General features: G+C 73.0%; 23 protein-coding genes. 9 read left to right on the forward strand and 14 right to left on the reverse strand.

Going from position 1 to position 25954, the window contains the following annotated elements:
- Positions 1-255: 255 nt before the first annotated feature.
- The 3 genes from ACZ7KX_RS16015 to ACZ7KX_RS16025 all read right to left on the reverse strand — a co-directional run bounded on the left by ACZ7KX_RS16015 (position 256) and on the right by ACZ7KX_RS16025 (position 3841).
- Positions 256-1002: an aggregation-promoting factor C-terminal-like domain-containing protein gene (locus ACZ7KX_RS16015; protein ID WP_470326932.1), complete on the reverse strand. Its 747-nt coding sequence runs from the start codon at positions 1000-1002 to the stop codon at positions 256-258.
- Positions 1003-1452: 450 nt separating this feature from the next.
- On the reverse strand, positions 1453-2787 hold the full coding sequence (locus ACZ7KX_RS16020) for a PhoH family protein (RefSeq protein WP_350522208.1): 1335 nt from the start codon (positions 2785-2787) through the stop codon (positions 1453-1455).
- Between the two features lie 259 nt (positions 2788-3046).
- The gene (locus ACZ7KX_RS16025; protein ID WP_350522209.1) at positions 3047-3841 is read right to left on the reverse strand and encodes an isoprenyl transferase; all 795 of its coding nucleotides are present in this window, start codon (positions 3839-3841) and stop codon (positions 3047-3049) included.
- Positions 3842-4290: 449 nt separating this feature from the next.
- Here ACZ7KX_RS16025 and ACZ7KX_RS16030 point away from each other — a divergent pair, with 449 nt between their 5' ends.
- Positions 4291-5874, forward strand: coding sequence for a chitinase (locus ACZ7KX_RS16030; RefSeq protein ID WP_470326933.1), 1584 nt, complete (start codon positions 4291-4293; stop codon positions 5872-5874).
- 130 nt (positions 5875-6004) lie between these two features.
- On the opposite strand, the gene ACZ7KX_RS16035 is transcribed toward ACZ7KX_RS16030, so the two are convergent.
- Positions 6005-6718: a prepilin peptidase gene (locus tag ACZ7KX_RS16035; protein WP_470326934.1), complete on the reverse strand. Its 714-nt coding sequence runs from the start codon at positions 6716-6718 to the stop codon at positions 6005-6007.
- Positions 6719-7021: 303 nt separating this feature from the next.
- On the opposite strand from ACZ7KX_RS16035, the gene ACZ7KX_RS16040 reads away from it, so the two are divergent.
- Together ACZ7KX_RS16040 and ACZ7KX_RS16045 are read left to right on the forward strand one after the other, a co-directional pair.
- A complete protein-coding gene (locus ACZ7KX_RS16040) occupies positions 7022-8236 on the forward strand; it encodes a pyridoxal phosphate-dependent aminotransferase (protein ID WP_350522212.1) in 1215 nt (404 codons plus the stop codon).
- 198 nt (positions 8237-8434) lie between these two features.
- A complete protein-coding gene (locus ACZ7KX_RS16045; RefSeq protein ID WP_470326935.1) occupies positions 8435-9001 on the forward strand; it encodes an RICIN domain-containing protein in 567 nt (188 codons plus the stop codon).
- A 220-nt stretch (positions 9002-9221) separates the two neighbouring features.
- On the opposite strand, the gene ACZ7KX_RS16050 is transcribed toward ACZ7KX_RS16045, so the two are convergent.
- Positions 9222-11048 (reverse strand): phosphoenolpyruvate carboxykinase (GTP), encoded by a 1827-nt coding sequence (locus tag ACZ7KX_RS16050; protein WP_470326936.1) that lies wholly within the window; start codon positions 11046-11048, stop codon positions 9222-9224.
- A gap of 284 nt (positions 11049-11332) precedes the next feature.
- On the opposite strand from ACZ7KX_RS16050, the gene trhA reads away from it, so the two are divergent.
- Positions 11333-12025, forward strand: a complete 693-nt coding sequence (trhA, locus tag ACZ7KX_RS16055) for a PAQR family membrane homeostasis protein TrhA (protein ID WP_470326937.1) — start codon at positions 11333-11335, stop codon at positions 12023-12025.
- Here trhA and ACZ7KX_RS16060 read toward each other — a convergent pair.
- Positions 11996-12694: a hypothetical protein gene (locus ACZ7KX_RS16060; protein WP_470326938.1), complete on the reverse strand. Its 699-nt coding sequence runs from the start codon at positions 12692-12694 to the stop codon at positions 11996-11998. The two genes, trhA and ACZ7KX_RS16060, sit on opposite strands and share 30 nt — an antisense overlap.
- Positions 12695-13004: 310 nt before the next feature.
- Here ACZ7KX_RS16060 and ACZ7KX_RS16065 point away from each other — a divergent pair, with 310 nt between their 5' ends.
- Both ACZ7KX_RS16065 and ACZ7KX_RS16070 read left to right on the forward strand, forming a co-directional pair.
- The gene (locus tag ACZ7KX_RS16065; RefSeq protein WP_470326939.1) at positions 13005-14597 is read left to right on the forward strand and encodes an MFS transporter; all 1593 of its coding nucleotides are present in this window, start codon (positions 13005-13007) and stop codon (positions 14595-14597) included.
- An 8-nt stretch (positions 14598-14605) separates the two neighbouring features.
- On the forward strand, positions 14606-15262 hold the full coding sequence (locus ACZ7KX_RS16070; protein WP_470326940.1) for a TetR family transcriptional regulator: 657 nt from the start codon (positions 14606-14608) through the stop codon (positions 15260-15262).
- A 99-nt stretch (positions 15263-15361) separates the two neighbouring features.
- On the opposite strand, the gene ACZ7KX_RS16075 is transcribed toward ACZ7KX_RS16070, so the two are convergent.
- Together ACZ7KX_RS16075 and ACZ7KX_RS16080 are read right to left on the reverse strand one after the other, a co-directional pair.
- Positions 15362-16231, reverse strand: a complete 870-nt coding sequence (locus tag ACZ7KX_RS16075; RefSeq protein WP_470326941.1) for a hypothetical protein — start codon at positions 16229-16231, stop codon at positions 15362-15364.
- Positions 16232-16239: 8 nt separating this feature from the next.
- On the reverse strand, positions 16240-16956 hold the full coding sequence (locus ACZ7KX_RS16080) for a papain-like cysteine protease family protein (protein WP_470326942.1): 717 nt from the start codon (positions 16954-16956) through the stop codon (positions 16240-16242).
- 258 nt (positions 16957-17214) lie between these two features.
- Here ACZ7KX_RS16080 and ACZ7KX_RS16085 point away from each other — a divergent pair, with 258 nt between their 5' ends.
- Positions 17215-18147, forward strand: a complete 933-nt coding sequence (locus ACZ7KX_RS16085) for a hypothetical protein (protein ID WP_470326979.1) — start codon at positions 17215-17217, stop codon at positions 18145-18147.
- A 32-nt stretch (positions 18148-18179) separates the two neighbouring features.
- On the opposite strand, the gene ACZ7KX_RS16090 is transcribed toward ACZ7KX_RS16085, so the two are convergent.
- The 4 genes from ACZ7KX_RS16090 to mca form a co-directional block, all read right to left on the reverse strand.
- Positions 18180-19040, reverse strand: a complete 861-nt coding sequence (locus tag ACZ7KX_RS16090; protein ID WP_470326943.1) for a GNAT family N-acetyltransferase — start codon at positions 19038-19040, stop codon at positions 18180-18182.
- Positions 19041-19120: 80 nt separating this feature from the next.
- Complete coding sequence (locus ACZ7KX_RS16095; protein ID WP_470326944.1) at positions 19121-21163, reverse strand: thioredoxin domain-containing protein; 2043 nt, start codon at positions 21161-21163, stop codon at positions 19121-19123.
- A gap of 42 nt (positions 21164-21205) precedes the next feature.
- Entirely contained in the window at positions 21206-21397 is a 192-nt protein-coding gene (locus ACZ7KX_RS16100; protein WP_350522223.1) for a hypothetical protein, read from the reverse strand.
- 49 nt (positions 21398-21446) lie between these two features.
- Complete coding sequence (gene mca, locus ACZ7KX_RS16105) at positions 21447-22352, reverse strand: mycothiol conjugate amidase Mca (RefSeq protein WP_470326945.1); 906 nt, start codon at positions 22350-22352, stop codon at positions 21447-21449.
- A 241-nt stretch (positions 22353-22593) separates the two neighbouring features.
- On the opposite strand from mca, the gene ACZ7KX_RS16110 reads away from it, so the two are divergent.
- Both ACZ7KX_RS16110 and greA read left to right on the forward strand, forming a co-directional pair.
- Positions 22594-23007 carry a DUF4307 domain-containing protein gene (locus tag ACZ7KX_RS16110; protein ID WP_350522225.1) on the forward strand — a complete coding sequence of 138 codons (414 nt, stop codon included), beginning with the start codon at positions 22594-22596 and terminating at the stop codon, positions 23005-23007.
- A gap of 260 nt (positions 23008-23267) precedes the next feature.
- Positions 23268-23768, forward strand: a complete 501-nt coding sequence (greA, locus tag ACZ7KX_RS16115; RefSeq protein WP_350522226.1) for a transcription elongation factor GreA — start codon at positions 23268-23270, stop codon at positions 23766-23768.
- A gap of 95 nt (positions 23769-23863) precedes the next feature.
- On the opposite strand, the gene ACZ7KX_RS16120 is transcribed toward greA, so the two are convergent.
- A complete protein-coding gene (locus ACZ7KX_RS16120; protein ID WP_350522227.1) occupies positions 23864-24721 on the reverse strand; it encodes an ABC transporter permease in 858 nt (285 codons plus the stop codon).
- Between the two features lies 1 nt (position 24722).
- A complete protein-coding gene (locus ACZ7KX_RS16125) occupies positions 24723-25799 on the reverse strand; it encodes an ATP-binding cassette domain-containing protein (RefSeq protein WP_470326946.1) in 1077 nt (358 codons plus the stop codon).
- Between the last annotated feature and the right edge of the window lie 155 nt (positions 25800-25954).

Here is a 25954-nt window from a genome sequence, read left to right on the forward strand (position 1 = left end):
ACCGCCGGCGGACCGGCCGGTGCGGGGAGCAACCAGGACCCCTCCCCGCGCCCCGCGTCCGCATCCAGGACCGCACCGCCCGAGAGCGCACTGGTCAGCGCAGCCCGGGCGGCGCGGTTCGTCTTCTCCCGCCGGCACTCCGGCTGCCGGCCGCCGACCGCCCCGGTCCAGGAACGGCGACGGCCCCGGCCGCCCGCCCGGGAAGGGCGAGCGGCCGGGGCCGTACGGAGTGCGCCGCCGCAGCGGCAGCCGCTCCTAGTACCAGCTGTGGGCCTGCCAGAACGACCAGGCGCCGCAGGGGCTGCCGTAGCGGCTGTTCATGTAGTTGAGGCCCCACTGGATCTGGGTGGCCGGGTTGGTGCGCCAGTCGGCGCCGACCGAGGCCATCTTCGAGCCGGGCAGCGCCTGGACGAGGCCGTACGCGCCGGAGCTCTTGTTGGTCGCGGTGTAGTCCCAGCCGCTCTCGCGCTTCACGATCTGGCTGAAGCACTGGAACTGGGCGTCGTTGCCGACGATCTGCCGGGCCAGGTCCTGGACCGAGCCGGGGCTGACCGAGACCGGGGGCGTGTTGGTGCTGCCGTCGACGGCGGTCATCGCCGAACGGGCCTTCGACCGGTTGGCGGCCTCGGCGGCGGCCTTGCGGGCGTCGTCGGCAGCCTTGGCGGCCTTGTCCGCGTCGGCCTTGGCCTGGGCGTCGGCCTTCGCCTGGGCGTCCGCGGCGGCCTTCTGGCGCGCGGCCTCCTCGGCGGCCTTCTGCTCCGCGGCGGCCTTGGCAGCTGCGTCGGCGGAGGCCTGCTGGGCGGATGCCTGCTGGCCGATGTTGTCACTGATGGTCTGCGCCTGGGCGCCAGAGGGGACTTCGGCAAGCAGGGTCGCGCCGGCGACGTCGACCGTCTGCGTGGTCTTGCCCTCGCTGCCCGAGGCCATACCAACGACGGCACCGACAGCGGTGACGGCGGTGGCGGAGGCCACAGCAACTCCCCGGACCGAGATCCGAGTCACATGGATTCCTTCCAGCATCGCCCACGCGTGACCGTGCGGACGCAACATGCCCCTTGGCACGGACCTCCGCACGGTGCTCTGGTCACGGGAGGTGCTGGCCCGGCGTCCGGCCGAGGTGAGGCGACCGGGCGTTGGAATCGGGCGGCGTACGGCTCATCGGTGTTCAATTGTGCGTCCACCGACCGGAGTTGGCGGACCTTCCGGGCCTGACTCCCGGGGTCCGGAAGCCCTGCCGCGCCGTACGCGGGGCCTGACAGAACCCTCACCATGCCGCACGGGGCACCGCGGACGCAATTCCCGCCCGCGTGGCGCATGTCACATTCACCGCCCCGGAGTTCGCCGGACGGAAAGCACTCGATGTGATGAAACGGATGGGGCCCGCTCCGTCAGGAGCGGGCCCCGGTGCGTGAATTGACCGCATTGTCCGACTATGTCCCGATCAGGGACGGATCACGGGTTGATGTCCTCCAGCATCTCCGTGACCAGCGCCGCGATCGGCGAACGCTCCGAGCGCGTGAGCGTGATGTGCGCGAACAGCGGATGCCCCTTCAGCTTCTCCACCACCGCCACCACGCCGTCGTACCGGCCCACCCGGAGGTTGTCCCGCTGCGCCACGTCGTGGGTGAGCACCACCCGCGAGCCCTGGCCGATCCGGGACAGCACCGTCAGCAGGACGTTCCGCTCCAGCGACTGCGCCTCGTCCACGATCACGAAGGCGTCGTGCAGCGAGCGCCCCCGGATGTGGGTCAGCGGCAGCACCTCCAGCATCCCCCGGGAGATGACCTCCTCGATCACGTCCGGCGTGGTGACGGCGGAGAGGGTGTCGAAGACCGCCTGCGCCCAGGGGCCCATCTTCTCCGCCTCGGAGCCCGGCAGGTAGCCGAGCTCCTGGCCGCCGACCGCGTACAGCGGCCGGAAGACCATCACCTTGCGGTGCTGCCTCCGCTCCAGCACCGCCTCCAGACCCGCGCACAGCGCCAGCGCCGACTTGCCCGTTCCGGCCCGGCCGCCCATCGAGACGATGCCGATGTCCGGATCGAGCAGGAGGTCCAGCGCCACCCGCTGTTCGGCGCTGCGCCCGCGCAGCCCGAACGCCTCGCGCTCCCCGCGCACCAGCCGGACCCGCCCGTCGCCGGTGACCCGGCCGAGCGCGCGGCCGCGCTCCGAGGTGAGCACCAGTCCGGTGTGGACGGGCAGTTCGTCCACACCGTCGACGTCCACCCCGGCGTCGTGGCCGGCCGCGAACAGCGCGTCCACCTGATCGGCCGGGACGTGCAGCTCGGACATGCCCGTCCAGCCGGAGGTGATCGCCAGCTCGGCCCGGTACTCCTCGGCGAGCAGGCCCACCGAGCTGGCCTTGATCCGCAGCGGCAGGTCCTTGGAGACGACGGTGACGTCGTAGCCCTCGGCCTGCAGGTTGCGGGCGACCGCGAGGATCCGGGTGTCCGCCTCACCGCCGCCGGCGCGGTAGCCGACCGGCAGTATCGACACGTCGGAGTGGTTGAGCTCGACCCTGATGGTGCCGCCGAGCTCGCCGACCGGGATCGGCTCGTCGAGCCGGCCGTGGCGGATGCGGTAGTCGTCGAGCAGTCGCAGCGCCTGGCGGGCGAAGTAGCCCAACTCCGGGTGGTGCCGCTTGGCCTCCAGCTCGGTGACGACCACCACCGGGAGGACGACCTCGTGCTCGTCGAAGCGGGTCATGGCGAGCGGGTCCGCCAGGAGCACGCTGGTGTCGAGAACGTACGTGCGCCGGTCTGGTGTCCGGCGGCTCTTGGAACTGACCACTAGGCCTCCAGAGCGGATGACCCTGCGTCATCCGCGGCAAGCCGGCCTCGCTGCCCCGGTGGCCTCGGGGCCGGACTGACTGGAGTATTCCCAGGCGGGGGGCGGTGCATTCGCGCCCCCGGAGAACTGACGGATCATTGCCGGTGAACGTTTGGCCTCGCGCGGCACCCGGGTAGGCCAGCCCTACGGCGGTCACTTCGCCGCGCGGCCGCCGGCCGGGGCCGCGGGCCCGCGACCAGGAGGGGCCCCGGGGGCGGGTCTAGAGCCCCAGGCGCCGGTTGCGCTGTTCGAACGCGCGCAGGGCGCGCAGGAAGTCGACCTTGCGGAAGGCCGGCCAGTACGCCTCGCAGAAGTAGAACTCGCTGTGCGCGCTCTGCCAGAGCAGGAAGCCGGACAGCCGCTGCTCGCCCGAGGTGCGGATGATCAGGTCCGGGTCGGGCTGGTTGCGGGTGTAGAGGTGCTCGGAGATGTGCTCGACGGTCAGGATCTCGGCCAGCTCCTCGATCGAGGTGCCGCGGCCGGCCTGTTCCTGGAGCAGCGAGCGGACGGCGTCGGCGATCTCGTGCCGGCCGCCGTAGCCGACCGCGACGTTGACCGTGATGCCGTCGATGTCGGCGGTCTCGTCGGCGGCGCGCTTGAGCACGTCGGCGGTGTGCTGCGGAAGCAGGTCCAGCGCGCCGACCGGGTGGACCCGCCAGCGGCGGGCGGCGGCAAGGCCGGTGACGGCGTCCTCGATGATGCCGAGCAGCGGGACCAGCTCGTCGGCCGGGCGGTCCAGGTTGTCGGTGGAGAGCATCCAGAGGGTGACGACCTTGACGTGGGTCTCGTCGCACCAGCCGAGGAACTCGGTGATCTTGTCGGCGCCGCGCTGGTGCCCGTAGGCGGTGGAACCGCCCGCGGCCTTGGCCCAGCGGCGGTTGCCGTCGAGGATCACGCCGATGTGGTGCGGGGTGCGCGCGAGGTGGACCTCGACCCGGCGGCCGTAGAGCCCGTACATCCCGCCCAGCAGGGTGCGCAGCCCCGGCGTCCGTTCGGCGACATCGCGCAGACCCATGTTTCCCGGACCCCTCCGTGCTCGTTCAGCGGGTGCGTCACCACCCCGGCGCAGCCTACTCCGGCAGGCACGCGCACGGTAAAGCCGCAGGTAGCGGTCTGGTCACGGTCCTGTGCGAAGTCTGTCGCAGGGAGCGTGTCGGGGCCCGCGGGGGAGCGCCCGGCGGTCGTCCGGGAGCCGCCCGGGGCGTCCGGTGGCGGTGGCGGTGCGGACACGGAACGGTCTCCGGATCCTTAACGGAACCGTAAGCCGTCCGTCCGGTGCTTGACGACCAGCAATGGTCTAGTCCAGCTTGTGATCCGGGACGGAACGACCCTCCGCCGCCCCTCACCCAGGCTCACCCCGGGCCCTCCCACGGCCTGCTCGGACGCAAAGCCCTCCCCCCACACGCGGCCGCCGCGCCCCCCACCGCGGCGGCCGCTCCTCCTCCCCCCCAGGAGCGTCATCCCATGGCCCGTACGCCGAACCAGCCCTCCCACAAGCGCCGGCGCAGCCCCCTCCCGGCCGTCGCGGCCGGTACCACCGCCCTCGCCCTGGCCGGCGGCGGCCTCGCCCTCTTCGCCGGCGGCGCCGGCGCCGCGGTCGGAAACCTGGTCACCAACGGCGGCTTCGACGGCGGGCTGGGCGGCTGGAGCTGCACCGGCGCCGCGGCCGCCGTGTCCTCGCCGGTCCACTCCGGCACCGGCGCGCTGCAGGCGACCCCGGGCGCCGGCGACACCGCCGAGTGCACCCAGACCATCAGCGTGCTGCCCAACACCAGCTACACGCTGAGCGCCTGGGTCCAAGGCCCGTACGTCTACCTCGGCGCGCGCGGCACCGGCGGCACCGACCCCTCCACCTGGTCCAACCAGAACAGCTGGAACCAGCTGTCCACCACCTTCACCACCGGGGCGAACGCCACCAGCGTCACCGTGTACCTGCACGGCTGGTACGGCCAGGGCGCCTACCTCGCCGACGACGTCGCGCTGGCCGGCCCCGGCGGCACCGGCACCCCCTCGCCGACCGCGACCCCCACTCCCACGCCGACCGCGACAGCCACCGCCTCCCCCACGGCGACCCCCACCGCCACGCCCACCCAGACCGCGACGCCCACTCCCACCGCCACGCCGACCGGCACCACCCCGCCGACCACCGGCCTGCCGGCGCACGCCGTCACCGGCTACTGGCAGAACTTCGACAACAACTCGACCCCGCAGCGCCTGAGTGACGTCCAGAGCGCGTACGACATCATCGCGGTGTCCTTCGCCGACGCCGTGCCGACCCGGACCGGCGCGATCAGCTTCACGCTGGACCCCGGTCTGTCCAAGGCGCTCGGCGGCTACACCGACGCCCAGTTCCGCGCCGACCTCAAGGCCAAGAAGGCGGCCGGCAAGAAGGTCGTCCTCTCCATCGGCGGCCAGAACGGCGCGATCAGCGTCGGGGACGCCACCGCCGCGGCCAACTTCGCCGACAGCGCCTACGCGATCATCAAGGACTACGGCTTCGACGGCATCGACGTCGACCTGGAGAACGGCGTCCAGCCCGGCCCGCTGGCCGACGCGCTGCACTCCCTGCAGGCCAAGGTCGGCTCCGGCTTCGTCCTGACGATGGCGCCCGAGACCATCGGGATGTACAGCACCGCCGGCGCCTACTTCCAGCTGGCGCTGAAGACCAAGGACATCCTCACCGTCGTCAACACCCAGTTCTACAACTCGGGCGGCATGAACGGCTGCGACGGCAAGGTCTACAACCAGGGCACCATCGACTTCATCACCTCGCAGGTCTGCACCCACATCCAGGGCGGACTGCGGCCGGACCAGGTCGGCATCGGCGTCCCCGCCTCCACCCGGGCGGCCGGCGGCGGCTACGTCTCCCCGACCGTGGTGAACAACGCGCTGGACTGCCTGGCCACCGGCAACAACTGCGGCAGCTTCGTGCCGCCGGCCAAGTGGCCGACCATCCGCGGCGCGATGACCTGGTCGACCAACTGGGACGCCAACAACGGCAACGCGTTCTCCGACACGGTCGGCCCGTTCGTCCACCGGATGCCCTGAGGACCCACCTCCCCCGGCGCGCCGCTCCTTGAGGGTGGGGCAGGCGCGCCGACGGCGGGGCCCCTCGTACCGCTCCGGTACGACGGGCCCCGCCGTGTTCCGCGCGGTCCGCGGTACGCCCGGCGCCGCGCTACCGGGCCAGCACCGCCGTGAGCGCACCGAGCAGCAGGAACGGGCCCACCGGGACGTCGAGTCCGCGCACCGGGCGCCGGCGGACCAGGGCGGCGGCGGCCCGCAGCACCGCCCACAGACCGGCCAGCACCGTCGCGGCGAACAGCCCGCCGAACGCCACCGACCAGCCGTACCAGCCGAGCAACCCGCCCAGGGCGAGCCCGAGCGGGGAGTCCCCGGGCCCCAACGCCCTGACCCAGACGGCCAGTTCGAGCACCGCGCCGACCGCGAGCGCCACCAGCAGGCAGCGCAGCAGGGCGTCGGGCCTCCCCTCGGCCAGCGCCGCCACCACCAGCAGCGCGGCCACACCGCCGAGCAGCGGCAGGGTCAGCCGGTACGGCAGCCGGCGCACCCGGGCGTCGACGAAGCCGAGTGCCACCCCGAACGCGGCGGCCCAGGCCAGCGCCGCGGTCACCGGCCCGTCCGCCGCGTACGCCACCGCGACCGCCACCGCCGCCGCGACCGTCTCGACCGACCACGCGCCCGCGCCCAGCCGCTCCCGGCAGCCCGGGCAGCGTCCGGTCGGCGGCAGCACGCGCACCTCGCGCGCGCACGACGGGCAGGCCCCGCACCACGGCTCGCCCTCCGGCACGGCGAACCGGGCGACCAACCCGCGAAGCGGCGGAGCCGCCAGGAGACCGACCAGCACCGCTGCGACCACGACCGGCACCACCGGCGCACCCCCTCCTCGATCGACGAACCGGCCACATCCTCCCGTGCCGGGCCGGGCGCCGTCCGGCGTCCGACGACCGGCGGACGCGCCCCCGGCGCGGCGCCCGATGTGCCGTCCGTCTCGTTCCGCGCCGCACCCCGTCCGCACCCCTCGCATACAGGACCATTCCGGACAGTGCGCCCCCTCTTCGGAAGGCCCGCCGTTGCCCCCGCCTGCCGATCCAAGGAGGCCCCTCCGGGCCGTCCGGAGCACCTTCCCGGAGGACCACCGCAGGGGTCGTCCGTACCCCTAAAGTAGGCAGACATGCAGGTCATCCAGTCCAGCAAGCTCGCCAACGTCTGCTACGACATCCGCGGCCCGGTGCTCGACGAGGCGATGCGGCTGGAGGAACAGGGCCACCGCATCCTCAAGCTCAACACCGGCAACCCGGCCACGTTCGGCTTCGAGGCGCCCCCGGAGATCCTCCAGGACATCCTGCGCAACCTCTCGAACGCGCACGGGTACGGCGACTCCAAGGGCCTGCTCTCCGCCCGCCGCGCGGTGGTCATGCACTACGAGGACCGCGGACTGCACGGCCTCTCGGTCGACGACGTCTTCCTCGGCAACGGCGTCTCCGAGCTGATCCAGCTGGCCATGACCGCGCTGCTGGACGACGGCGACGAGGTGCTCGTCCCGGCGCCGGACTACCCGCTGTGGACCGCCTCGGTCTCGCTGGCCGGCGGCACCGCGGTGCACTACCGCTGCGACGAGCAGTCCGAGTGGTACCCGGACCTCGCCGACATCGAGGCCAAGGTCACCGACCGGACCAGGGCCATCGTGGTGATCAACCCGAACAACCCGACCGGCGCGGTCTACCCGCGCGAGGTCCTGGAGGGCATCGTCGAGATCGCCCGCCGGCACGACCTGGTGGTCTACGCGGACGAGATCTACGACAAGATCCTCTACGACGACGCCGAACACGTCCCGCTCGCCACCCTGGCCCCGGACCTCTTCTGCGTCACCTTCAACGGCCTGTCCAAGGCGTACCGCGTCGCGGGCTTCCGCTCCGGCTGGATGGTGCTCTCCGGCGACCGGACCCGGGCCCGCAGCTACATCGAGGGCCTCACCGTGCTCGCCTCGATGCGGCTGTGCGCCAACATGCCCGCCCAGCACGCGGTGGCCGCCGCGCTCGGCGGCCGGCAGTCCATCCGCGACCTGGTACTCCCCGGCGGACGCCTGCTCGCCTCGCGCGACGCCGCGTACGAGCTGCTGAACCAGATCCCCGGGGTCAGCTGCGTCAAGCCCAAGGGCGCCCTGTACGCGTTCCCGCGGCTGGACCCGAAGGTCCACAAGATCAAGGACGACGCCCGGATGGTCCTCGACCTGCTGCGCTCCCAGCGCATCCTGCTGGTCCAGGGCACCGGCTTCAACTGGCCCGAGCCGGACCACTTCCGGCTGGTCACGCTGCCGCGGGCGGAGGAGATCACCGATGCGGTGACCCGGATCGGCGACTTCCTCGGCGGCTATACCCAGCCTTGACCGATCCTTTGACCGAGGTTCACCGGCAGGACCGTAGGATTCCCGCGCGTCGGCGGCCCGGGTTCCTCCCCGGGCCGTAGGGGGGACGGGCCGGTCGGCAGTGCGCCGCGGTCCGGGCCGACGCGGACACCGCGGCGCTCCACCGCCCGGACGGCTCCTCTCCCCTGCCCCCACTCCTCTGCAAGGGACCGGCCCGTCTTGATCACCCGCATTCCGCTCACCCGCGCCCGCGCCGCCGCGGCCGTCTCGGTCGCCGCCATCGCGCTGACCACCGCCCTGCCGGCCACGCCCGCCTCCGCCTCCACCGGCGGTTTCCGCATCCCGACGTCGAGCACCGTCGTGAACGCCAACTCCGGCAAGTGCCTGGAGATCGCGGACTGGAGCACCGACAACGGTGCCGCGGCCCGCCAGTGGGACTGCACCGGCGGCGCCAACCAGCGCTGGGACTACGTGCCCGACAGCGGCGGCTTCCGCCTGGTGAACCGCAACTCCGGCAAGTGCCTGGAGATCGCCGACTGGAGCCACGACAACGGTGCCGCGGCCCGCCAGTGGGACTGCACCGGCGGCTGGAACCAGCACTGGAACTACGCCGGCTCCATCGGCTCGCGCAACGAGCTCGGCCTGGCCAACCTCAACTCGGCCTTCCTGCTGGAGATCGCCGACTGGCGTACCGACAACGGCGCCCCGGCCCGCCAGTGGCAGAGCTCCACGACGGGTGTCTGCCAGGGCAACCAGGCCTGGATCACCGCGATCACCCGCCTCTGACACCGCCCGCCCGCAGCACCCGGCACCGGGCGCTGCGGGCACCGCGGTCACCGCGGCAGGCGGGGCGCGGGGCGCGGAAAACACTACGGCCGGAGTCCCGGTCCGGACGATCTCCTTGGTCGGGGAAAGATCGTCCGGCGGAACTCCGGCCGTCCTGTCGCATCGGCGGGGCGCTCGGTTCGTGCCGCGCGACCGCCTCTCGCTCGGTTGAGGCTCAGGCTCAGCCGAGGCGCGCGACGAGGCTCCGGTACTCGTCCCACAGCTCCTTCGGGGTGTGGTCGCCGAAGGTCTCCAGGTGGGCCGGCACGAGCGCGGCCTCCTGGCGCCAGAGGTCGGCGTCCACGGTGAAGAGCAGGTCGAGGTCCTCCTGGGTCAGCTTCAGGTCACCGAGGTCGAAGCCCTCGACGGTCGGCAGCACGCCGATCGGGGTCTCGACGCCCTCGCCGGTGCCCTCCAGCCGCTCGACGATCCACTTGAGCACGCGGCTGTTCTCGCCGTAGCCGGGCCAGACGAACTTGCCCTCGGCGTTCTTGCGGAACCAGTTGACGTAGTAGATCTTCGGCAGCTTGGCGGCGTCCGCCTGGGCGCCGACCTTCAGCCAGTGGGCGAAGTAGTCGCCCATGTTGTAGCCGCAGAACGGCAGCATCGCGAACGGGTCGCGACGCAGCTCGCCGACGGTGCCCTCGGCGGCGGCGGTCTTCTCGGAGGCGATGTTGGCGCCGAGGAAGACGCCGTGCTGCCAGTCGAAGGACTCGGTCACCAGCGGGACGGCGGTGGCGCGGCGGCCGCCGAACAGGATCGCCGAGATCGGCACGCCCGCCGGGTCCTCCCACTCCGGGGCGATGGTCGGGCACTGCGCGGCCGGGACGGCGAAGCGGGCGTTCGGGTGGGCGGCCGGGGTGCCGGACTCGGGGGTCCAGTCGTTGCCGCGCCAGTCGGTCAGGTGCGCCGGGGGCTCCTCGGTGAGGCCCTCCCACCACACGTCGCCGTCGTCGGTGAGGGCGACGTTGGTGAAGACGGTGTTGCCCCAGAGGGTGTCGATGGCGTTGGCGTTGGTGTCCACGCCGGTGCCGGGGGCGACGCCGAAGAAGCCGGCCTCGGGGTTGATGGCGTACAGGCGGCCGTCGGCGCCGAAGCGCATCCAGGCGATGTCGTCGCCGATCGTCTCGACCTTCCAGCCCGGGACGGTCGGCTGGAGCATGGCCAGGTTGGTCTTGCCGCAGGCCGAGGGGAAGGCGGCCGCGACGTACTTCGCCTCGCCGCTCGGCGGGGTGAGCTTCAGGATGAGCATGTGCTCGGCCAGCCAGCCCTCGTCGCGGGCCATGGTCGAGGCGATGCGCAGGGCGTAGCACTTCTTGCCGAGCAGGGCGTTGCCGCCGTAGCCCGAGCCGAAGGACCAGATCTCCTTGGTCTCCGGGAAGTGCGAGATGTACTTGGTGCTGTTGCACGGCCACGCCACGTCCGCCTCGCCCTCCGCGAGCGGGGCGCCGACGGTGTGCACGGCCTTGACGAAGTCGCCGTCCTCGCCCAGCTGGTCCAGCACGGCCCGGCCCATGCGGGTCATCACGCGCATCGACACGGCGACGTAGGCGGAGTCGGTGATCTCGACGCCGTACGCGGCCAGCGGGGAGCCGACCGGGCCCATCGAGAAGGGCACGACGTACATCGTGCGGCCCTTCATCGCGCCGCGGAAGAGGCCCTGCTCGCCCTGGAAGACCTCGCGCATCTCGGCGGGGGCCTTCCAGTTGTTGGTCGGTCCGGCGTCCTTCTCCTGCTCGGAGCAGATGTAGGTGCGGTCCTCCACGCGCGCCACGTCCGTCGGGTCCGAGGCGGCGTAGTAGGAGTTGGGGCGCTTGTCCTCGTCGAGCTTCTTGAAGGTGCCCTGAGCCACCAGCAGGTCCGCGAGGCGCTGGTACTCCTCGTCGGAGCCGTCGCACCACTCGATGCGGTCCGGCTGGGTGAGCTCGGCGATCTCGCTCACCCAAGCGAGCAGCTGCTTGTGGCGGGTGGGCGCGGATGCGCTGAGAGCAGAGATCTCGTACGACACGATCGCTCCGTTTCACGCCATCTCGGCGAAGAGACGGCGTTGCGGGGGTCTGAGGGTGCTTGCAGCGTAGCTCCGGGCTCAAGGCCTGAACGCCCCGTGGCGTCGAAATTGACGCATCTTTTACTACAGTAAGTATGATTACTCGCGGGTAACAGGTCGCTCACGTCCCGGACGGAGTGGGCGAGGCCACACTCCAAATACTCCAAAACGTCCAAGAGTGACGATCGCCACTTCCTACGCGTCAGTAACCTACGGATCCGTAGGTAGCCGGTAGCATGCTGCGCATGACTGCTGCTGCGCTCGCTGAGAGCCTCGCGGAGGGCCCCGTCGCGCACGGGGAGAGCAAGCCGAAGTGGCGCGGCTGGCTGCACGCCGCGATGTTCCCCGCCACGGTGGCCGCCGGGATCGTGCTGATCTGCCTGGCCGACTCCACGCCCGCCAAGATCGCGTGCGCGATCTACTCGGTCAGCGCCTGGCTGCTGTTCGGGGTCAGCGCGGTGTACCACCGCTTCGACTGGGGCCCGCGCGGCGACGCGGTGCTCCGCCGGCTGGACCACGCGAACATCTTCCTGATCATCGCGGGCACCTACACGCCGTTCACGATCCTGTTGCTCAGGGGCGCGAACCAGCAGCTGCTGCTCTGGGCGGTCTGGGGCGGCGCGCTCGCCGGGATCGCCTTCCGGGTGTTCTGGGTCGGCGCGCCGCGCTGGCTGTACACGCCGGTGTACCTCGCGCTGGGCTGGGCCGCCGCGTTCTTCCTGCCGGACTTCCTGCACACCGGCGGAGTCGCCGTCCTGGTGCTGATGATCGTCGGCGGGGTGCTCTACAGCATCGGCGGCGTGGTGTACGGGCTCAAGCGGCCCGACCCCTCACCGCGCTGGTTCGGCTTCCACGAGGTGTTCCACGCCTTCACACTCGGCGCGTTCATCGTCCAGTACGTCGGCGTCTCACTGGTGGCGTACAGCACGGCCGGCTGAACCCGGCGCACCACGACGGGCGGTCGAACGGTCCACGGACCGGGCGGCCGCCCGTTCGGCCGTCCAGGGCCGCTCGTACGGCGCCCGTACCTGCGGGCGGCGCAGGTACGGCAGGTGGTCGGCGGCGCCGGGCTCCGGCTGCGCAGCCGGCTCCGGGTGCTCGCGGTGCGCCCGGTCCTCGCGGTGCGCCCGGTCCTCGCGGTGCGCCCGGTCCTCGCGGTGCGCCCGGTCCTCGTGCTGCTCCGGGTGCTCGTGGTGCTCCTGGCCGGCCCGGCGCTCGTCGCGCTCGTGCTGCTCCCGGTCGGCCGGGCGCCCCGCGGAGGACCGGGACGCCGACGAAGCCGACGGCTCGGACGGCTCCGGGCGCACCACACGGGTGCGGGCCTGCCGGGCGTCCAGCGCCTCCCGGGCCCGGCGGCAGCGCTCGCAGTGCGCGGCGTCCGGGCTCCCGCGGCGCGGACGGTGCCCGGCCGGAGACGGACGGCTGTGCAGGGCGCGCCAGCGGCGGCCGACGTAGACCATCAGCAGCAGGGTCTCGACCCCGGCGACCGCGAGGACCAGCAGGGCGCCGTTGATCAGATAGGCCGCGACCACGGCCAGCGCGGAAGCCACCACCGCCGCCGCGCCCCACACCTGGGCACTCGCCTGCTTGTCATCCGTGTCGGCCACTTCGGCTCCCCTTTCCCCGGTGCCGGGCTCGTGGTCGGCTCCTGCCGCCCCACCCCTTCTCCGCTCTCGGCACGCGTCGGCCAGCACTGACCGATTGCCACATGGTATCTACCGACAGTCACTCCCCACTGCCCTCGGGCGGCGAACGACAGATCAACGTTGCGTCAATTCCTCGTGCGGAAGCAGCACTTCCAGGACACATCACACAGCGTGACGAGCCTATGACAGCACCATCATGTTGACGGAGAACATCTTTTGAGAGTTACTCTCATTTGAGAGAAACTTCCATCAGAGGTTCCCGGAGGTCGCCGTGCCCGCCGCCCCGCCCACTCCCGCCACCACCACCGCCCCGGCCGTCGCCACCGCCGACCCCCGTCGGTGGCTCACCCTGGTCGCCGTCGCACTGAGCGTCCTGGTGATCAGCTTCGACATGACAATCCTGAACGTCGCCCTGCCCACGCTCGCCTCGCAGCTGCAGGCCACCACCGGTCAGCAGCAGTGGATCGTCGACGCCTACACCGTGGTCTTCGCCGCCGCGATGCTCCCGGCCGGGCTGTCCGGCGACCGCTTCGGCCGGCGCCGCACGCTCACCGTCGGCCTGGCGCTGTTCGGCCTCGCCTCCGCCGTCGGGATGCTCACCGACTCCCCGGCCACCCTGATCGCCGCCCGCGCCGGGATGGGCCTGGCCGGCGCACTGGTCATGCCGATGTCCATGGCGGTGATCCCCGGCCTCTTCCCGCCCGCCGAACAGCGCCGGGCCACCGCGATCCTGGCCGCCGCACTCTCCGCCGGCGCCCCGCTCGGACCACTGATCGGCGGCTTCCTGCTGCAGCACTTCTGGTGGGGGTCGGTCTTCGCCGTCAACGTCCCGCTGACCGCGGTCGGCATCGTCGCCTGCGTCCTGCTCCTGCCCGAGAGCCGCAACCCCGCGGCGCCCCGGATCGACCTGCTCGCCACCGTGCTCGCCGCCGGCGGCCTGGCCGCGCTCACCTACGGCATCATCGAGGGCACCGAACGCGGCTGGACCGACCCGCTGGTGACCGGCACGCTGACCGGCTCCTTGCTCGCACTCGCCGCCCTGGTGCTGCGCAGCCGCCGGCAGCGCGAACCGGTGCTCGACCTCTCCCTGCTCGCCGACCGCACCTTCCGCTGGTCCTCCGTCGCGGCCACCCTGATCTCGTTCGTCCTGTTCGGCGCCTTCTTCGTGCTGCCCCTCTACTTCCAGAGCGTGCTGGGCACCGACGCCCTCGGCAGCGGGCTGCGGCTGATGCCGATGATGCTCGGGCTGATCGTGGCCGCCAAGCTCACCGACCCGCTGGTCGACCGCCTCGGCGCCCGAACGGTGATCGCCCTCGGCCTGGCGCTGCTCGCCGCCGCCCTGCTCTTCGGCAGCCGCACCGGCACCGCGGACGGCTACGGGCGGGCCGCGATCTGGCTGAGCGTCCTCGGGATCGGCATGGGCCTGTCGTTGATCACCGCCCAGGCGTCCGCCCTGGTCACGCTGCCGGCGGCGCGGGCCGGGGTCGGCTCCGGACTGCTGCAGACGCTGCGCCAGGTCGGCGGCGCGCTCGGCATCGCCGTCCTCGGCAGCCTGCTGTCCGGGGCGTACCGGGGCGCCCTGGACACCGGCGGGCTGTCGGCCGCGGCGGCGCACCGGGCCGGGGAGTCGGTGGTCGCCGCCGACGCCGTCGCCCGCGCCGGGGGCGGTCCGGCGCTCAGCGCCTCCGCGCACGCGGCGTACGTGCACGGGATGGGGGTGGTGCTGCTGGTCGCCGGGCTGGTCGCGGTGGCCTCGGCGGTGCTGGTCGCGGCGCGGATGCCGGGCGGCGACCCGGCCCCCACCCCCGGTTCCGGCGACTCCGGCCGCACGGACGCCCCTGCCGCCACCGGAGATCACGGATAATCGGACACATGACTCCCCAGCAGCCGACCGCGGCCCTCCCGGACGCCCCGACCGACCCGGTCCAGGCGATGCTGGAGGCGCCGCTGTCGCTGCGCGAGCGCAAGAAGCTCAAGACCCGTCAGACCATCCGCCGCGAGGCGTACCGGCTGATCGCCGAGCAGGGCTACGAGAACACCACGGTGGAGCAGATCGCCGCCGCCGCCGAGGTGTCGCCGTCCACCTTCTTCCGGTACTTCGCCACCAAGGAGGACCTGGTCCTCTCCGACGAGTACGACCCGGCGATGATCGCCGCCCTGCTGGCGCGGCCCGCCGACGAGCCCTTCCTCACCTCCTGCCGGGAGGCCATCCGCAGCCTGCTCCGCCAGCTCCTCCGGCACGATCGCGAGGAGCTGTACACCCGGATGCGGCTGGTCACCGAGGTCTCCGCGCTGCGCGCCGGTGTGGCGCGCAGCAGCAGCAACCCGCAGCGGCTGTTCCTCACCGCGCTCACCCGGCGGGCCGGCGTCGAGGAGCCCACGTACGAGATGCGCGTCACCGCCGCCGTCATCGCGGCCGCCACCACCGAAGCCCTCCTGCAGTGGGCCGCGGCCGACGGCCGGGAGGACATCGCGGACTTGATCGACCACACCTTCGCCCTGCTGGAGAGCGGCTTCGCCGGAGTGTGAGCCCGGCCGTCCGCCGTCCCGGCGCGCCGGGAGGCGCAGGACGAGGAGGAGGGGACGGGCAGCGGGGCCCGGTCCGCTCGGCCCGGGCCCCGCTCCCCCTCACCCGCGGCGGACGCCCGTCCTCCGCCGCAGGACGGCGCCCGCGCCCACCAGCGCGGTGGCGCCCAGGGCCGCGGCCGCCGTCACGGCCGCCGGCATCGAACCACCGGCCGGCTCCGGCGCGGCCACGGGCTGCTCGGCGGCATCCGCCGGGTAGCCGCCGCCCAGGCCCGCCCTGTCGTACGCCGAGCCGGGCAGCTTGTCGCCGTACCGCCGGTGCACCAACTGCTGGTACGCGGTCAGCGTCACCCCGTCCGCGCCCACCGAGCGGCGGGCCTCGTCGTCCAGCGGCAGCACCCGGCCGTCGCGCAGCACGTACCAGGCGTCGACCTGCGGCTCGCGGAAGGCGGTTCCGCCGCCGCTGCCCGCCGCCTTCGCCGCGTAGTCGCTCTCGTCACCGCCCGAGGCGATGTTCACCACCCGCCAGGACTCGCCCTGCCGGACCGTCCAGACCGAGGCGGTCCGTCCGTCCGCGGCGACCACCTTGCTGGCGGTGAACTCGGCCTTCGCCACCGGCGCGCCCGGGGTGCCGGCCACGAAGCCGGCGTCCAGGACGTACACCGGCACGGTGTCGCCGGCCAGCCGCGGCGCGGACGCGCTCGCCGCCCGCGCCTCCTCGGCGGCGCCGATGGTCAGCTGCCGGGTCGGCGGGACGCCCCGGCGGGCGAAGAAGTGGCCGACCCGGTCGAGGACGGCCGGGTCCTGGACCGCACCGCGGGCCCGGGCCAGCTCTGCGGCGGGCACCGGCGCGGGGGCCTCGGCCGCCGGTTCGGGGGCTGCGGCGTGCGCGGCCGGGGCGAACGCCGCCACGAGGACGGCGGTGAGCAGGGCGCCCGCGGCGGCCCGACGGAGGTCACGGTTCTCGGTCATGGCCGCCCTCACGCGCCGATCCGGTACAGGGAGTGGGTCCACGAGAACGTGCCGTTGTTCACGTAGTACCAGTAGTCCGCCCAGTTGTAGCGGTAGTTGGACGGCCACGGGTCGCCCCAGTAGACCCAGTTGTTCCCGGTGTCGTAGCCGTAGAGGACGTGCATGTGCCCGCCGCCCGAGCTCCACTGGATGCGGGTCTCGATCGGCCGGTCGGCGTCCACCTCGGCCTGCACGGTGCTGTAGCGCAGGTAGCCGGTGACGTACGAGCCCGGGTTGATGCCCACCCGGTCCAGCCCGTTCTGCACGTCGCCCAGCGTGGCCTGGCTGTTGGGGCAGACGGAGCCGGTCGCCCGGCCGAACGCGGCGTTGCAGAACTGGTTCTGGCTGTAGTCGTAGCCGAACCAGGTGGCGATGGTGTTCCCGCTCGCCGCCCAGCACCAGTTGGTCTGCTGTTGCTGCTGCATGGTGATGTTGAGCTTCTTGAACGTGCCGGCCCGGTCGGCCGTACTGCCCGGCGCGGCGGCCCGGCGGACCTGGTGCGGGGCCCGGTCCTGCCCGGGAACGACGGCCGTGGGGGCGACCGCAGTGGGGGCGACGACCGTGGGGGCGGTGGTCGCGGGCGCGGCGACCGCGGGGGCGGCGACCGCGGCGGTGAACGCCGGGCCCAGCACGCCGAGGGCGATCAGCGAGACGGCACGGCGCAGCCGTATCCGTGGAACTGGCATGGGGGGATGCCTCCTTGCGCGAGTGGAGCGAGGTGCTGTGTGGGGGCGCGGTCCGGATCGCGCCCCGAGCATCGCGCCTGGCCACAGGCGGGTCAACGGCCCCGGGAGGCGCCCGGGCCGGGGTGTGAACGGCCGGGCGCGGGTGTGAACGCCGCCGGGGAAACCGCCGCGCAGCAGGCACGGACCGGTGACAAACGGCCGTACCGATGTGAATATTCACGGTCAAAAGCCGGTCCGTCCGCCCCTCAGGAGGCCGTCATCCACCGGAGCGACCCAGCCGATCTCGCCGCCGCCCTGCGCACCGGACCGTTCCACCTCGCCCTGCGCACCGCCATCGCCGCCCGGGGCCTCGCGCTGCACCGGATCCGCCGCCGCCTCGCGCTGCGCGGCGTGAACGTCGGTGTCACCAGCCTCAGTTACTGGCAGCAGGGCCGCCGCCGGCCCGAACGTCCGGAGTCGCTGCGCGCCGTCGCCGCCCTGGAGGACGTCCTCGACCTGCCCGAGCACTCCCTCACCCGACTGCTCGGCCCCCGCCGCGCCGCCGGAACCGCGCCCGCCGGACCGCCCGTACGGCCCTACCGCGACCTCATCTCCCCCGCCACCGCCGTCGACGACCTGCTCAGCACCCTCGCCGGGCCGCGCGACACCGGCCTGCACACCGTCACCCACATCGAGCGCATCCGGGTCGGCCCCGACCGCCAACTCGCCCGCCGCGACTCCCAGCACGCGCTGCGCGCCCACCGCGACGGCATCGACCGCTACCTCGCGATCTACCAGGGGGACCCGGGCAGCGACATCACCCGCGTCGGCGTCCGGACCGAGGAGAACTGCCGCCCCGGCCGCGTCCGCCGCGACCGGACCCACCACCTGCTCGCCGCCGAACTGCTCCTCGACCGCCGGTTACGGGCCGGCGACACCCACCTGCTCGGCTACGGCTTCGACGACGCGCCCTCCCCGGAGCCGAGCTGCGAGTACGTCCGCGGCTTCAACTCCGGCGCCGGCCAGTACGTCCTGCAGGTCACCTTCCACCCCGCCGCCCTGCCCGTGCGCTGCCACCGCTTCGCCCTCCACTCCCCGGGCGAGGCCCCGTACGAGACCGAGGAGCTGACCCTCGACGGCCACCGCTGCGTCCACCTCGTCGCCACCGCGCTGCGGCCGTGCATCCTGGGGATCCGCTGGGACTGGGAGTGACGGGCCGCGGCGGCCGCCGGAGCATCGGCGCCCTAGGCCGCCCGGAAGTCGAGGACCAGGCAGTCCTCCACCGGCAGGTACCCGATCTGCTGGTAGACGGAGTTGCTGGTCGGGTTCGCCAGGTCCGTGTAGAGCAGCACCTCGGCGGCCCCGAGGGCCAGCACGTGGGCCGAGGCGGCGGCCGTGACGGCACTGCCGTAGCCGCGGCCGCGGTGCTCGACGGGCGTGTAGACCGGGCCGATGCGGGACATCCCGGCGAGCACCGGGCTGGTGCCGGCCAGCGCGACCGGCTCGCCGCCGTCCTCCCACAGGTGGAGGCCGCCGGCCGCGGTCCGGTCGTCCACCGCCCGCGGCACGTCCGGCAGATGGACCCCCGCCTCGGCCCCGAACTCCTCGTACCAACGGATCGCCAGCTCGCGGTCGTCCGGCCCGGCCGGCCGGTGCCGGCCCGCGGGCGGGCGCGGCGGACCGGTCAGCCGGCCGAGCCGGTAGAGCCGTTCCTCGACCCGGACGGACTGCTCGGTCCCGGTGGCCGCCGTCCACGCCGCGGCGAAGGCGCGGACCGCTCCGGCGCCCCCGGCGATCCCGTTCACCGTCGTGAACCCGCTCCCCACCGCGGCCAGTTCGACCGCCAGCTCGGCGGCCGCGGCCTCCGGCATGGCGGAGAGCCGGGGGTCGAACGGCGGCGTCTGCAGGAAGGCGCCCGCGACCGGGCCGCCCTCCTCTGCCCGCCACCAGCCGAAGACCGGTGGGCCGCCGAACACGTCCGGCCCAGACTCGGCCAGCCGGTGCGCGATGGTGAGCAGGACGGTGTTCTCGGCGGGGCTGGCCGCGAGGACGGCACCCGCCCGGGCCCGGAAGTCATCGAGGGAGGTGCTGAAGGTCCAGGTCATGGCCCATGTTCGCCCCGACCCGACCGATCCTGCCAACGATTATCCGGGCCCAGCCGGACGGCCGCCGACCCCCGGCCCCGCTAGTCGACCGTCGCGCCCAGTCGCTCCGCCAGCACCGCCGGATCGGTGGTCGGCGCGTCGCAGGCGAAGTGCCGGCAGACGTACGCCGCGGGCGCCCCGCCGACCAGCGGCCGGTCCGCCAGCAGCGGCACCTCGGTCTCCCCCGGCTCGCCCACCGCGACCACCGCACCGGGCGCCGTCCCGAGCAGCGCCGCCCGGCGCAGCGCGGCCGTCGCCCCGTCCCCGGCCGGGCCGACCACGGCGACCTCGCGCGGCCCGTCCAGCAGCGCCTCCGCCACCGCCAGGCCCCAGCCGATGAACCGCGGCGCCCGCCCGGCGAGCGCGCCGACCACGCCGAGGGCTCGCTCGGCGGCCGTGCGGTGCCGGTCGGATCCGGTGTACGCGGCGTAGGTGAGCAGGGCGCCGGCGGCGGCCGTCCAGCCGGAGGGGGTGGCGTTGTCGGTGGGGTCCTGCGGGCGGCGGATCAGTTCCTCGGCGTCGTCGGCGGTGTCGTAGAGCGCGCCGGAGGCCTCGTCGGTGAAGTGCTTGAGGACGGTGTCGAGCAGACCGCCGGCCAGTTGCAGCCACTCCGCCTCGCCGGTGACGGCGTACAGCGCGAGGAAGCCCTCGGCGGTGTCCGCGTAGTCCTCCAGCACACCGGCGTTGGCACCGGGCCGGCCGTCCCGGGAGGTGCGCAGCAGCCGGCCGTCGGGGGTGAGGTGGACGGCGAGCAGCAGGTCGGCGGCCCGCTCGGCGGCCTCGACCAGGTCGGGCCGCTCCAGCAGTGCGCCGGTCTCGGCGAGCGCGGCGACGGCGAGGCCGTTCCAGGCGGCGACCACCTTGTCGTCCCGGGCCGGTGCGTGCCGGGCCGAACGCGCTTCGAGCATCCGGGCGCGGATCGCCTCGTACTCGGCGGAGTCCTCGGGCTCGGCGAGGAGTTGGAGGACGGAGGTGCCGTGCTCGAAGGTGCCCTCGGCGGTGACGGTGAACAGCCGGGCGGCGGTGGCCGCGTCGGCGGGGCCGAGCAGGTCGACCAACTGGCCGGGCTCCCACACGTAGTAGGCGCCCTCGGCGGACTGCCCGGTCTCCTCGTCCAGGCTGTCGGCGTCCAGCGCGGAGGCGAACGCGCCCTCGGGGGTGCGGAGTTCGCGCAGCAGGAAGTCCGCCGTGGTCAGCGCGACCCGCCGCGCGAGCGCGGACCCGGTGGCCCGCCACAGGTGCAGGTAGGCGCGCAGCAGCAGGGCGTTGTCGTAGAGCATCTTCTCGAAGTGCGGCACCACCCAGGCGGCGTCCACCGAGTACCGGGCGAAGCCGCCGCCGAGCTGGTCGTGGATGCCGCCGCGGGCCATCGCCTCGCCGGTGCGCACGGCCATCTCCAGCGCCGCCTCCGAGCCGGTGCGCGCGTGGTGGCGCAGCAGGAACTCGACGACCATGGCCGGCGGGAACTTGGGGGCGCCGCCGAAGCCGCCGCGCGCCTGGTCGAACTCCCGGCTGAGGGTCACCAGTGCCTGGTGCAGGTCCGCCTCGCCGGGCGGGTTGTGGGCGCCGGCCGAGTAGACGGCGGCCCGCTGGGCCAGGTCGGCCCGGATCCGTCCGGCGACCTCGCCGACCTCCTGCCGCCGGTCCCGCCAGGCGGCGTCCACGCCCTCCAGCACCTGCCGGAACGAGGGCATCCCGTGCCGGGGCTCCGGCGGGAAGTAGGTGCCGAAGTAGAACGGCTCCTTGTCGGGCGTGAGGAAGACCGTCATCGGCCAGCCGCCCTGCCCGGTCGCGGCCTGCACCGCCTCCATGTAGACGGCGTCGACGTCCGGGCGCTCCTCCCGGTCCACCTTGACCGCGACGAACCGCTCGTTCAGGTACCCGGCGAGCCCGGCGTCCTCGAAGCTCTCGTGAGCCATCACGTGGCACCAGTGACAGGCGGCGTACCCGACCGACAGCAGGACCGGCACCCCGCGCCGCGCCGCCTCCTCGAAGGCCCCGGGGGACCACTCCCACCAGTCGACCGGGTTCTCGGCATGCTGCTGCAGGTACGGCGAGGTCGCGTCCGCGAGACGGTTCGGCATGCCCCCATCCTTCCGCATCGGCGGCCGGCGGGGGCCGGGGACTCACTCCTTCGGAGCCTCCGGCTCCTCCGCGAAGTCGACCTTCTTGAACTGGCGGTTCATGGACTTGGCCAGGAACCAGGTCGCCACGCCGAGGGCGGCGAAGACGACGAAGCCGAGGAGGCCGGGGGTGACCTTGGCGTCGTCGACGGCGAGGTCAGCGGCGAGGTGGAGGAGGTTCACGGGGGCGCTCATATCTCTATGGTGGCCCGGCTCACGGGGAGCCGGGCCATCGGGGGGTGCTTCAGTCGCGCGTGTCGGCGGCCTCGGCCGCCAGCGTGGGGGTGCGCAGGCCGGCGAACAGGTCGTCCTCCGGCAGGTCCACGTCGACCAGGGTACGGGCGAGCTCGTAGTCCTCGGTGGGCCAGACCTCGCGCTGGACCTCCAGCGGGACGCGGAACCACGGGCCGTCCGGGTCGATCTGGGTGGCGTGCGCGATCAGCGCCCGGTCACGGGTCTCGAACCAGTCGTCGCAGCGGACCCGCGTGGTGATCTCACGCTCCTTGCGGCCGCTCTTCTCCCAGCCCGCGATCCACTCGCCGTACGGCGACTCGTGGCCGTGCTCGGTCAGGTACTGGTGCAGGGCGCGGATGCGGCCCATCGGGAAGCCGTGGTTGTAGTAGACCTTCAGCGGCTGCCAGGGCTCGCCGGCCTCGGGGTAGGCGTCCGGGTCGCCCGCGGCGTCGAAGGCCAGCATGGTGATCTTGTGGGTCATGATGTGGTCCGGGTGCGGGTACCCGCCGTTCTCGTCGTAGGTCGTGATGACCTGCGGCTTGAACTCGCGGATCAGCCGGACCAGCGGCTCGGCCGCCTCCTTGACGTCCTGCAGGGCGAAGCAGCCCTCGGGCAGCGGGGGCAGCGGGTCCCCCTCGGGCAGGCCGGAGTCCACGAAGCCCAGCCAGGCCTGCTTGACGCCGAGGATCGCCCGCGCCTCGTCCATCTCCTTGCGCCGCACCTCGTGGATGTTCTCCTCGATGTACGGGTCCCCCTGGAGCTTGGGGTTGAGAACCGACCCGCGCTCGCCCCCCGTGCAGGTGGCCACGAGTACGTCCACACCCTGCTCGACGTACATGGCCATGGTGGCCGCGCCCTTGCTGGACTCGTCGTCCGGGTGGGCGTGCACCGCCATCAGTCGCAACTGCTCAGTCAACGCCTTGCGTTCCTTCCACATCATCGGGCGTTCCGCGAAGTCCGGGTCTGCCCACCGTACGAACCGCTCACTCCGGGACCGCGTCGCCGCGGGGCCGGCCGCGGAAGTCGCCGACACGGCCGAGCCCTGCCCCCCGCCGGACCGGCCGCGGGCGAGCCCCTCCTATAGTGACGGACTGGAGGAGCGTCGCATTCCCCCGCACCACCCGCGCGGCCCCTCCCCCAGGAGAGGACAGGGTCCGATGACTGCAGAGACCACCGCCGCCCGGCTGCCCGAGGGGCGCTACGGACGCGGCGGCGACCGCGAGGCGGACCGCCGCCTGAAGGTGGTCGGCGCGGTCTGCGGCGTGCTGGGCCTGGGTCTGATCGCCTGGCTGGGCGGCTCCTACCTGCTGCGCGAGACGAAGATCAACGGCTCGGTGCCGACCTTCCAGGTGGTCTCCGACTCCGAGGTCCAGCTGCACCTCACCGTGCGCAAGAGCGAGGGCCAGGCCGGCACCTGCACGGTCCGCTCCCAGGGCGACGACCACGGGGTGGTCGGGGTGGCCGACTTCCCGGTCCCGGCGGCCGGCGACAGCTACGACGCGGTGGTCACCCTGCGCACCACGGCCCGCGGCACCACCGCCGAACTGCTGGGCTGCACGCCCGCCAAGTAGGGCGCATATTCGATCCGGGGAGCGGGCATCCGTAGAAGGTCCCGCTCTCCGCCCTGTACACCGCGGCGTAACGCCACCGTCAATGCCGCGCCAACGCCTCTCCCGCTTGTCGGCAGGACTTGTTAGGCTCGTGGTTTCGCCCCTTCCGCACCGGATGGTACGGGAGCGGGCGTTGCTTTGTAGTTGAGACCGATATCACCACCAACCCCTGCTGACGACTCACACCCTCAGCACAGCCCCAGCACCTACGAGGAGCACCCGTGACCCAGACCAGCGAGAACGTGACCTGGCTCACTCAGGCCGGCTACGACCAGCTCAAGGCCGAGCTGGATCATCTGACCGGGCCCTGGCGCATCGAGATCGCCCAGAAGATCGAGGCGGCGCGCGAGGAGGGCGACCTCAAGGAGAACGCCGGTTACCACGCGGCGAAGGAGGAGCAGGGCAAGTACGAGCTGCGCATCCGCCAGCTGACCCAGCTCCTGGAGCGTGCCAAGGTCGGCGAGGCCCCGGCCGACTCGGGCGTGGTGGCCCCGGGCATGGTCGTCACGGTCGCCTTCGACGGCGACGAGGACGACCTCATGGAGTTCCTGCTCGCCTCCCGCGAGGTGGCCGGCTCCGACAACCTGGACGTCTACTCGCCGCAGTCGCCGCTGGGCCGCGCGATCGACGGCAAGCAGATCGGCGACGAGGCCACCTACGAGCTGCCGAACGGCAAGCCGGCCATGGTGAAGATCGTCAAGGTCGTGCCGCACGCCGGCTGATCCGGCCCGCGACAGCACGAGGGCGGCCGTGGAGTCGGGGACTCCACGGCCGCCCTTTCCGTGTCCCGGGCGGCACCCGGGCCCGGCGCGCCGGCTCAGGCGGTGGCCGAGCGGTACTTGCGCACCGACAGCCACGAGAACACCGCCGTGATCAGGACCGACCACATCACCGACACCAGGGCGGCGTGCTGCATCGGCCAGGCGCCGTCCACCGGCCCGACCTGGTTGCCGAACAGCTCCCGGCAGGCCTGCACGGTGGCGCTGAACGGGTTCCAGTACGCGATCTGCTGCAGCCAGTCCGGCATCGAGCTGACCGGCACGAAGGCGTTGGACACGAAGGTCAGCGGGAACAGCCAGATCAGCCCGGCCGAGGTGGCCGCCTCGGGGCTGCGCACCGACAGGCCGATCAGCGCGCCGATCCAGGAGAAGGCGTAGCCGAACAGGAGCAGCAGGCCGAAGGCGGCGAGCGCGTTGAGCACGCCGTCGTGGATCCGCCAGCCGACCAGCAGCGCCACCAGGCCCAGCACGATCACGATGAAGCCGGTCTGGACGAGGTCCGCCAGCGTGCGGCCGACCAGCACCGCCGAGCGGGCCATCGGCAGCGAGCGGAAGCGGTCCACCAGGCCCTTGGTCATGTCCTCCGCGATGCCGGCCGACGCGCCGGCGGTGGCGAAGGTGACGGTCTGGGCGAAGATGCCGGCCATCAGGAACTGGATGTACGTGTGGGAGCTGGAGTCCGTCCCGGGGATCTTGATCGCCCCGCCCATGACGTACGAGAACAGCAGGACGAACATCACCGGCTGCATCAGGCCGAAGACGACGATCTCCGGGATGCGGGTCATCCGGCGCAGGTTGCGCTTGGCGACCACCCAGGAGTCGTGCAGGGTGGCGGACAGCCCCCGGCGCTGTCTGGGCACGGCCGCGCCGATGGCGTGCTCGGTGGCGGTGCTCATCTCAGTGCTCCTTCCCGGCCGCGACGGCCTGCTTGTCCGGTCCCCGGTCCCCGCTGTCGGCCGCGTCGGCGGTCCTGCCCCTGCTCCGGCCGCCGCGGCCGCGCGCCTTGGGGTCGGCGCCGCCCTCCTCGACCTCCTGCTCGGCGACGTGGCCGGTCAGGGTGAGGAAGACGTCGTCCAGGGTCGGGCGGCGCAGCCCGATGTCGTCGATCTCGATCCCGCGGGCGTCCAGTTCGCGGATGGCGTCGGCGAGCACCCGGGCGCCGCCGCTGATCGGCAGGGTGATCCGGCGGGTGTTCCGCTCCACCGTCGGCTCGCTCAGCGCGTAGCCGGACAGCGCCGCGACCGCGTCGGCGACGACCCCGGGCTCGTGCACCACGACCTCGATCCGCTCGCCGCCGATCTGGGCCTTGAGCTGGTCGGCGGTGCCCCGCGCGATCACCCGGCCGCGGTCGACCACCGCGATGTCGTGGGCGAGCCGGTCCGCCTCCTCCAGGTACTGGGTGGTGAGCAGCAACGTGGTGCCCTGCTCGACCAGGGTCTCGATGACCTCCCAGAGCGCGAGCCGGTTGCGCGGGTCGAGACCGGTGGTCGGCTCGTCCAGGAACATCACCGGCGGGCGGACGACCAGCGCGGCGGCGAGGTCCAGGCGGCGGCGCATGCCGCCGGAGTAGGTCTTGGCGGTGCGGTCCTTGGCGTCGGTCAGGTTGAACCACTCCAGCAGCTCCAGCGCCCGGGCCTTCGCGTCGCGGGCGCTCATCTGGTAGAGCTCGCCGACCATGGTGAGGTTCTCGAAGCCGGTCAGGTACTCGTCGACCGCCGCGTACTGACCGGACAGGCCGATCAGGCTGCGGACCCGGTTGGGGTTCTTGAGCACGTCGACCCCGGCGACCACCGCGCGGCCGGAGTCGGGGCGGAGCAGGGTGGTGAGGACCCGCACGGTGGTGGTCTTCCCGGCGCCGTTCGGGCCGAGCAGCCCGAGCACCGTGCCCTCGGGGACGTCGAGGCTGACGCCGTCCAGGGCTCGTACGTCGCCGAAGGTCTTCACCAGGTTCTCGGCTTGGATGGCTGGCGCCATGGCCTGCCTCATCTCCTCGGAACGTATGGGGCGATCTGTCCCACTCTGCCCCGCTTTCGGGCACGCGGTCGACTCGATTTTCGACGTGCGGGACTCGAACACGATGTATCGCGAGTCTCCCAGTACGCGATATATCGCGTCAAGGGATACGGCTC

Source organism: Kitasatospora sp. NPDC038210, from assembly GCF_055600605.1.

Bases quoted from the DNA above. Each gene is read 5' to 3' on its own strand.
- ACZ7KX_RS16100 (WP_350522223.1), bottom strand. From the start codon at position 21,397: ATGAGCGCCCCCGTGAACCTCCTCCACCTCGCCGCTGACCTCGCCGTC.
- ACZ7KX_RS16125 (WP_470326946.1), bottom strand. From the start codon at position 25,799: ATGGCGCCAGCCATCCAAGCCGAGAACCTGGTGAAGACCTTCGGCGAC.
- trhA (WP_470326937.1), top strand. From the start codon at position 11,333: ATGACTGCTGCTGCGCTCGCTGAGAGCCTCGCGGAGGGCCCCGTCGCG.
- ACZ7KX_RS16120 (WP_350522227.1), bottom strand. From the start codon at position 24,721: ATGAGCACCGCCACCGAGCACGCCATCGGCGCGGCCGTGCCCAGACAG.
- ACZ7KX_RS16040 (WP_350522212.1), top strand. From the start codon at position 7,022: ATGCAGGTCATCCAGTCCAGCAAGCTCGCCAACGTCTGCTACGACATC.
- ACZ7KX_RS16075 (WP_470326941.1), bottom strand. From the start codon at position 16,231: ATGACCGAGAACCGTGACCTCCGTCGGGCCGCCGCGGGCGCCCTGCTC.
- ACZ7KX_RS16095 (WP_470326944.1), bottom strand. From the start codon at position 21,163: ATGCCGAACCGTCTCGCGGACGCGACCTCGCCGTACCTGCAGCAGCAT.
- ACZ7KX_RS16080 (WP_470326942.1), bottom strand. From the start codon at position 16,956: ATGCCAGTTCCACGGATACGGCTGCGCCGTGCCGTCTCGCTGATCGCC.
- ACZ7KX_RS16090 (WP_470326943.1), bottom strand. From the start codon at position 19,040: ATGACCTGGACCTTCAGCACCTCCCTCGATGACTTCCGGGCCCGGGCG.
- ACZ7KX_RS16070 (WP_470326940.1), top strand. From the start codon at position 14,606: ATGACTCCCCAGCAGCCGACCGCGGCCCTCCCGGACGCCCCGACCGAC.
- ACZ7KX_RS16025 (WP_350522209.1), bottom strand. From the start codon at position 3,841: ATGGGTCTGCGCGATGTCGCCGAACGGACGCCGGGGCTGCGCACCCTG.
- ACZ7KX_RS16110 (WP_350522225.1), top strand. From the start codon at position 22,594: ATGACTGCAGAGACCACCGCCGCCCGGCTGCCCGAGGGGCGCTACGGA.
- ACZ7KX_RS16030 (WP_470326933.1), top strand. From the start codon at position 4,291: ATGGCCCGTACGCCGAACCAGCCCTCCCACAAGCGCCGGCGCAGCCCC.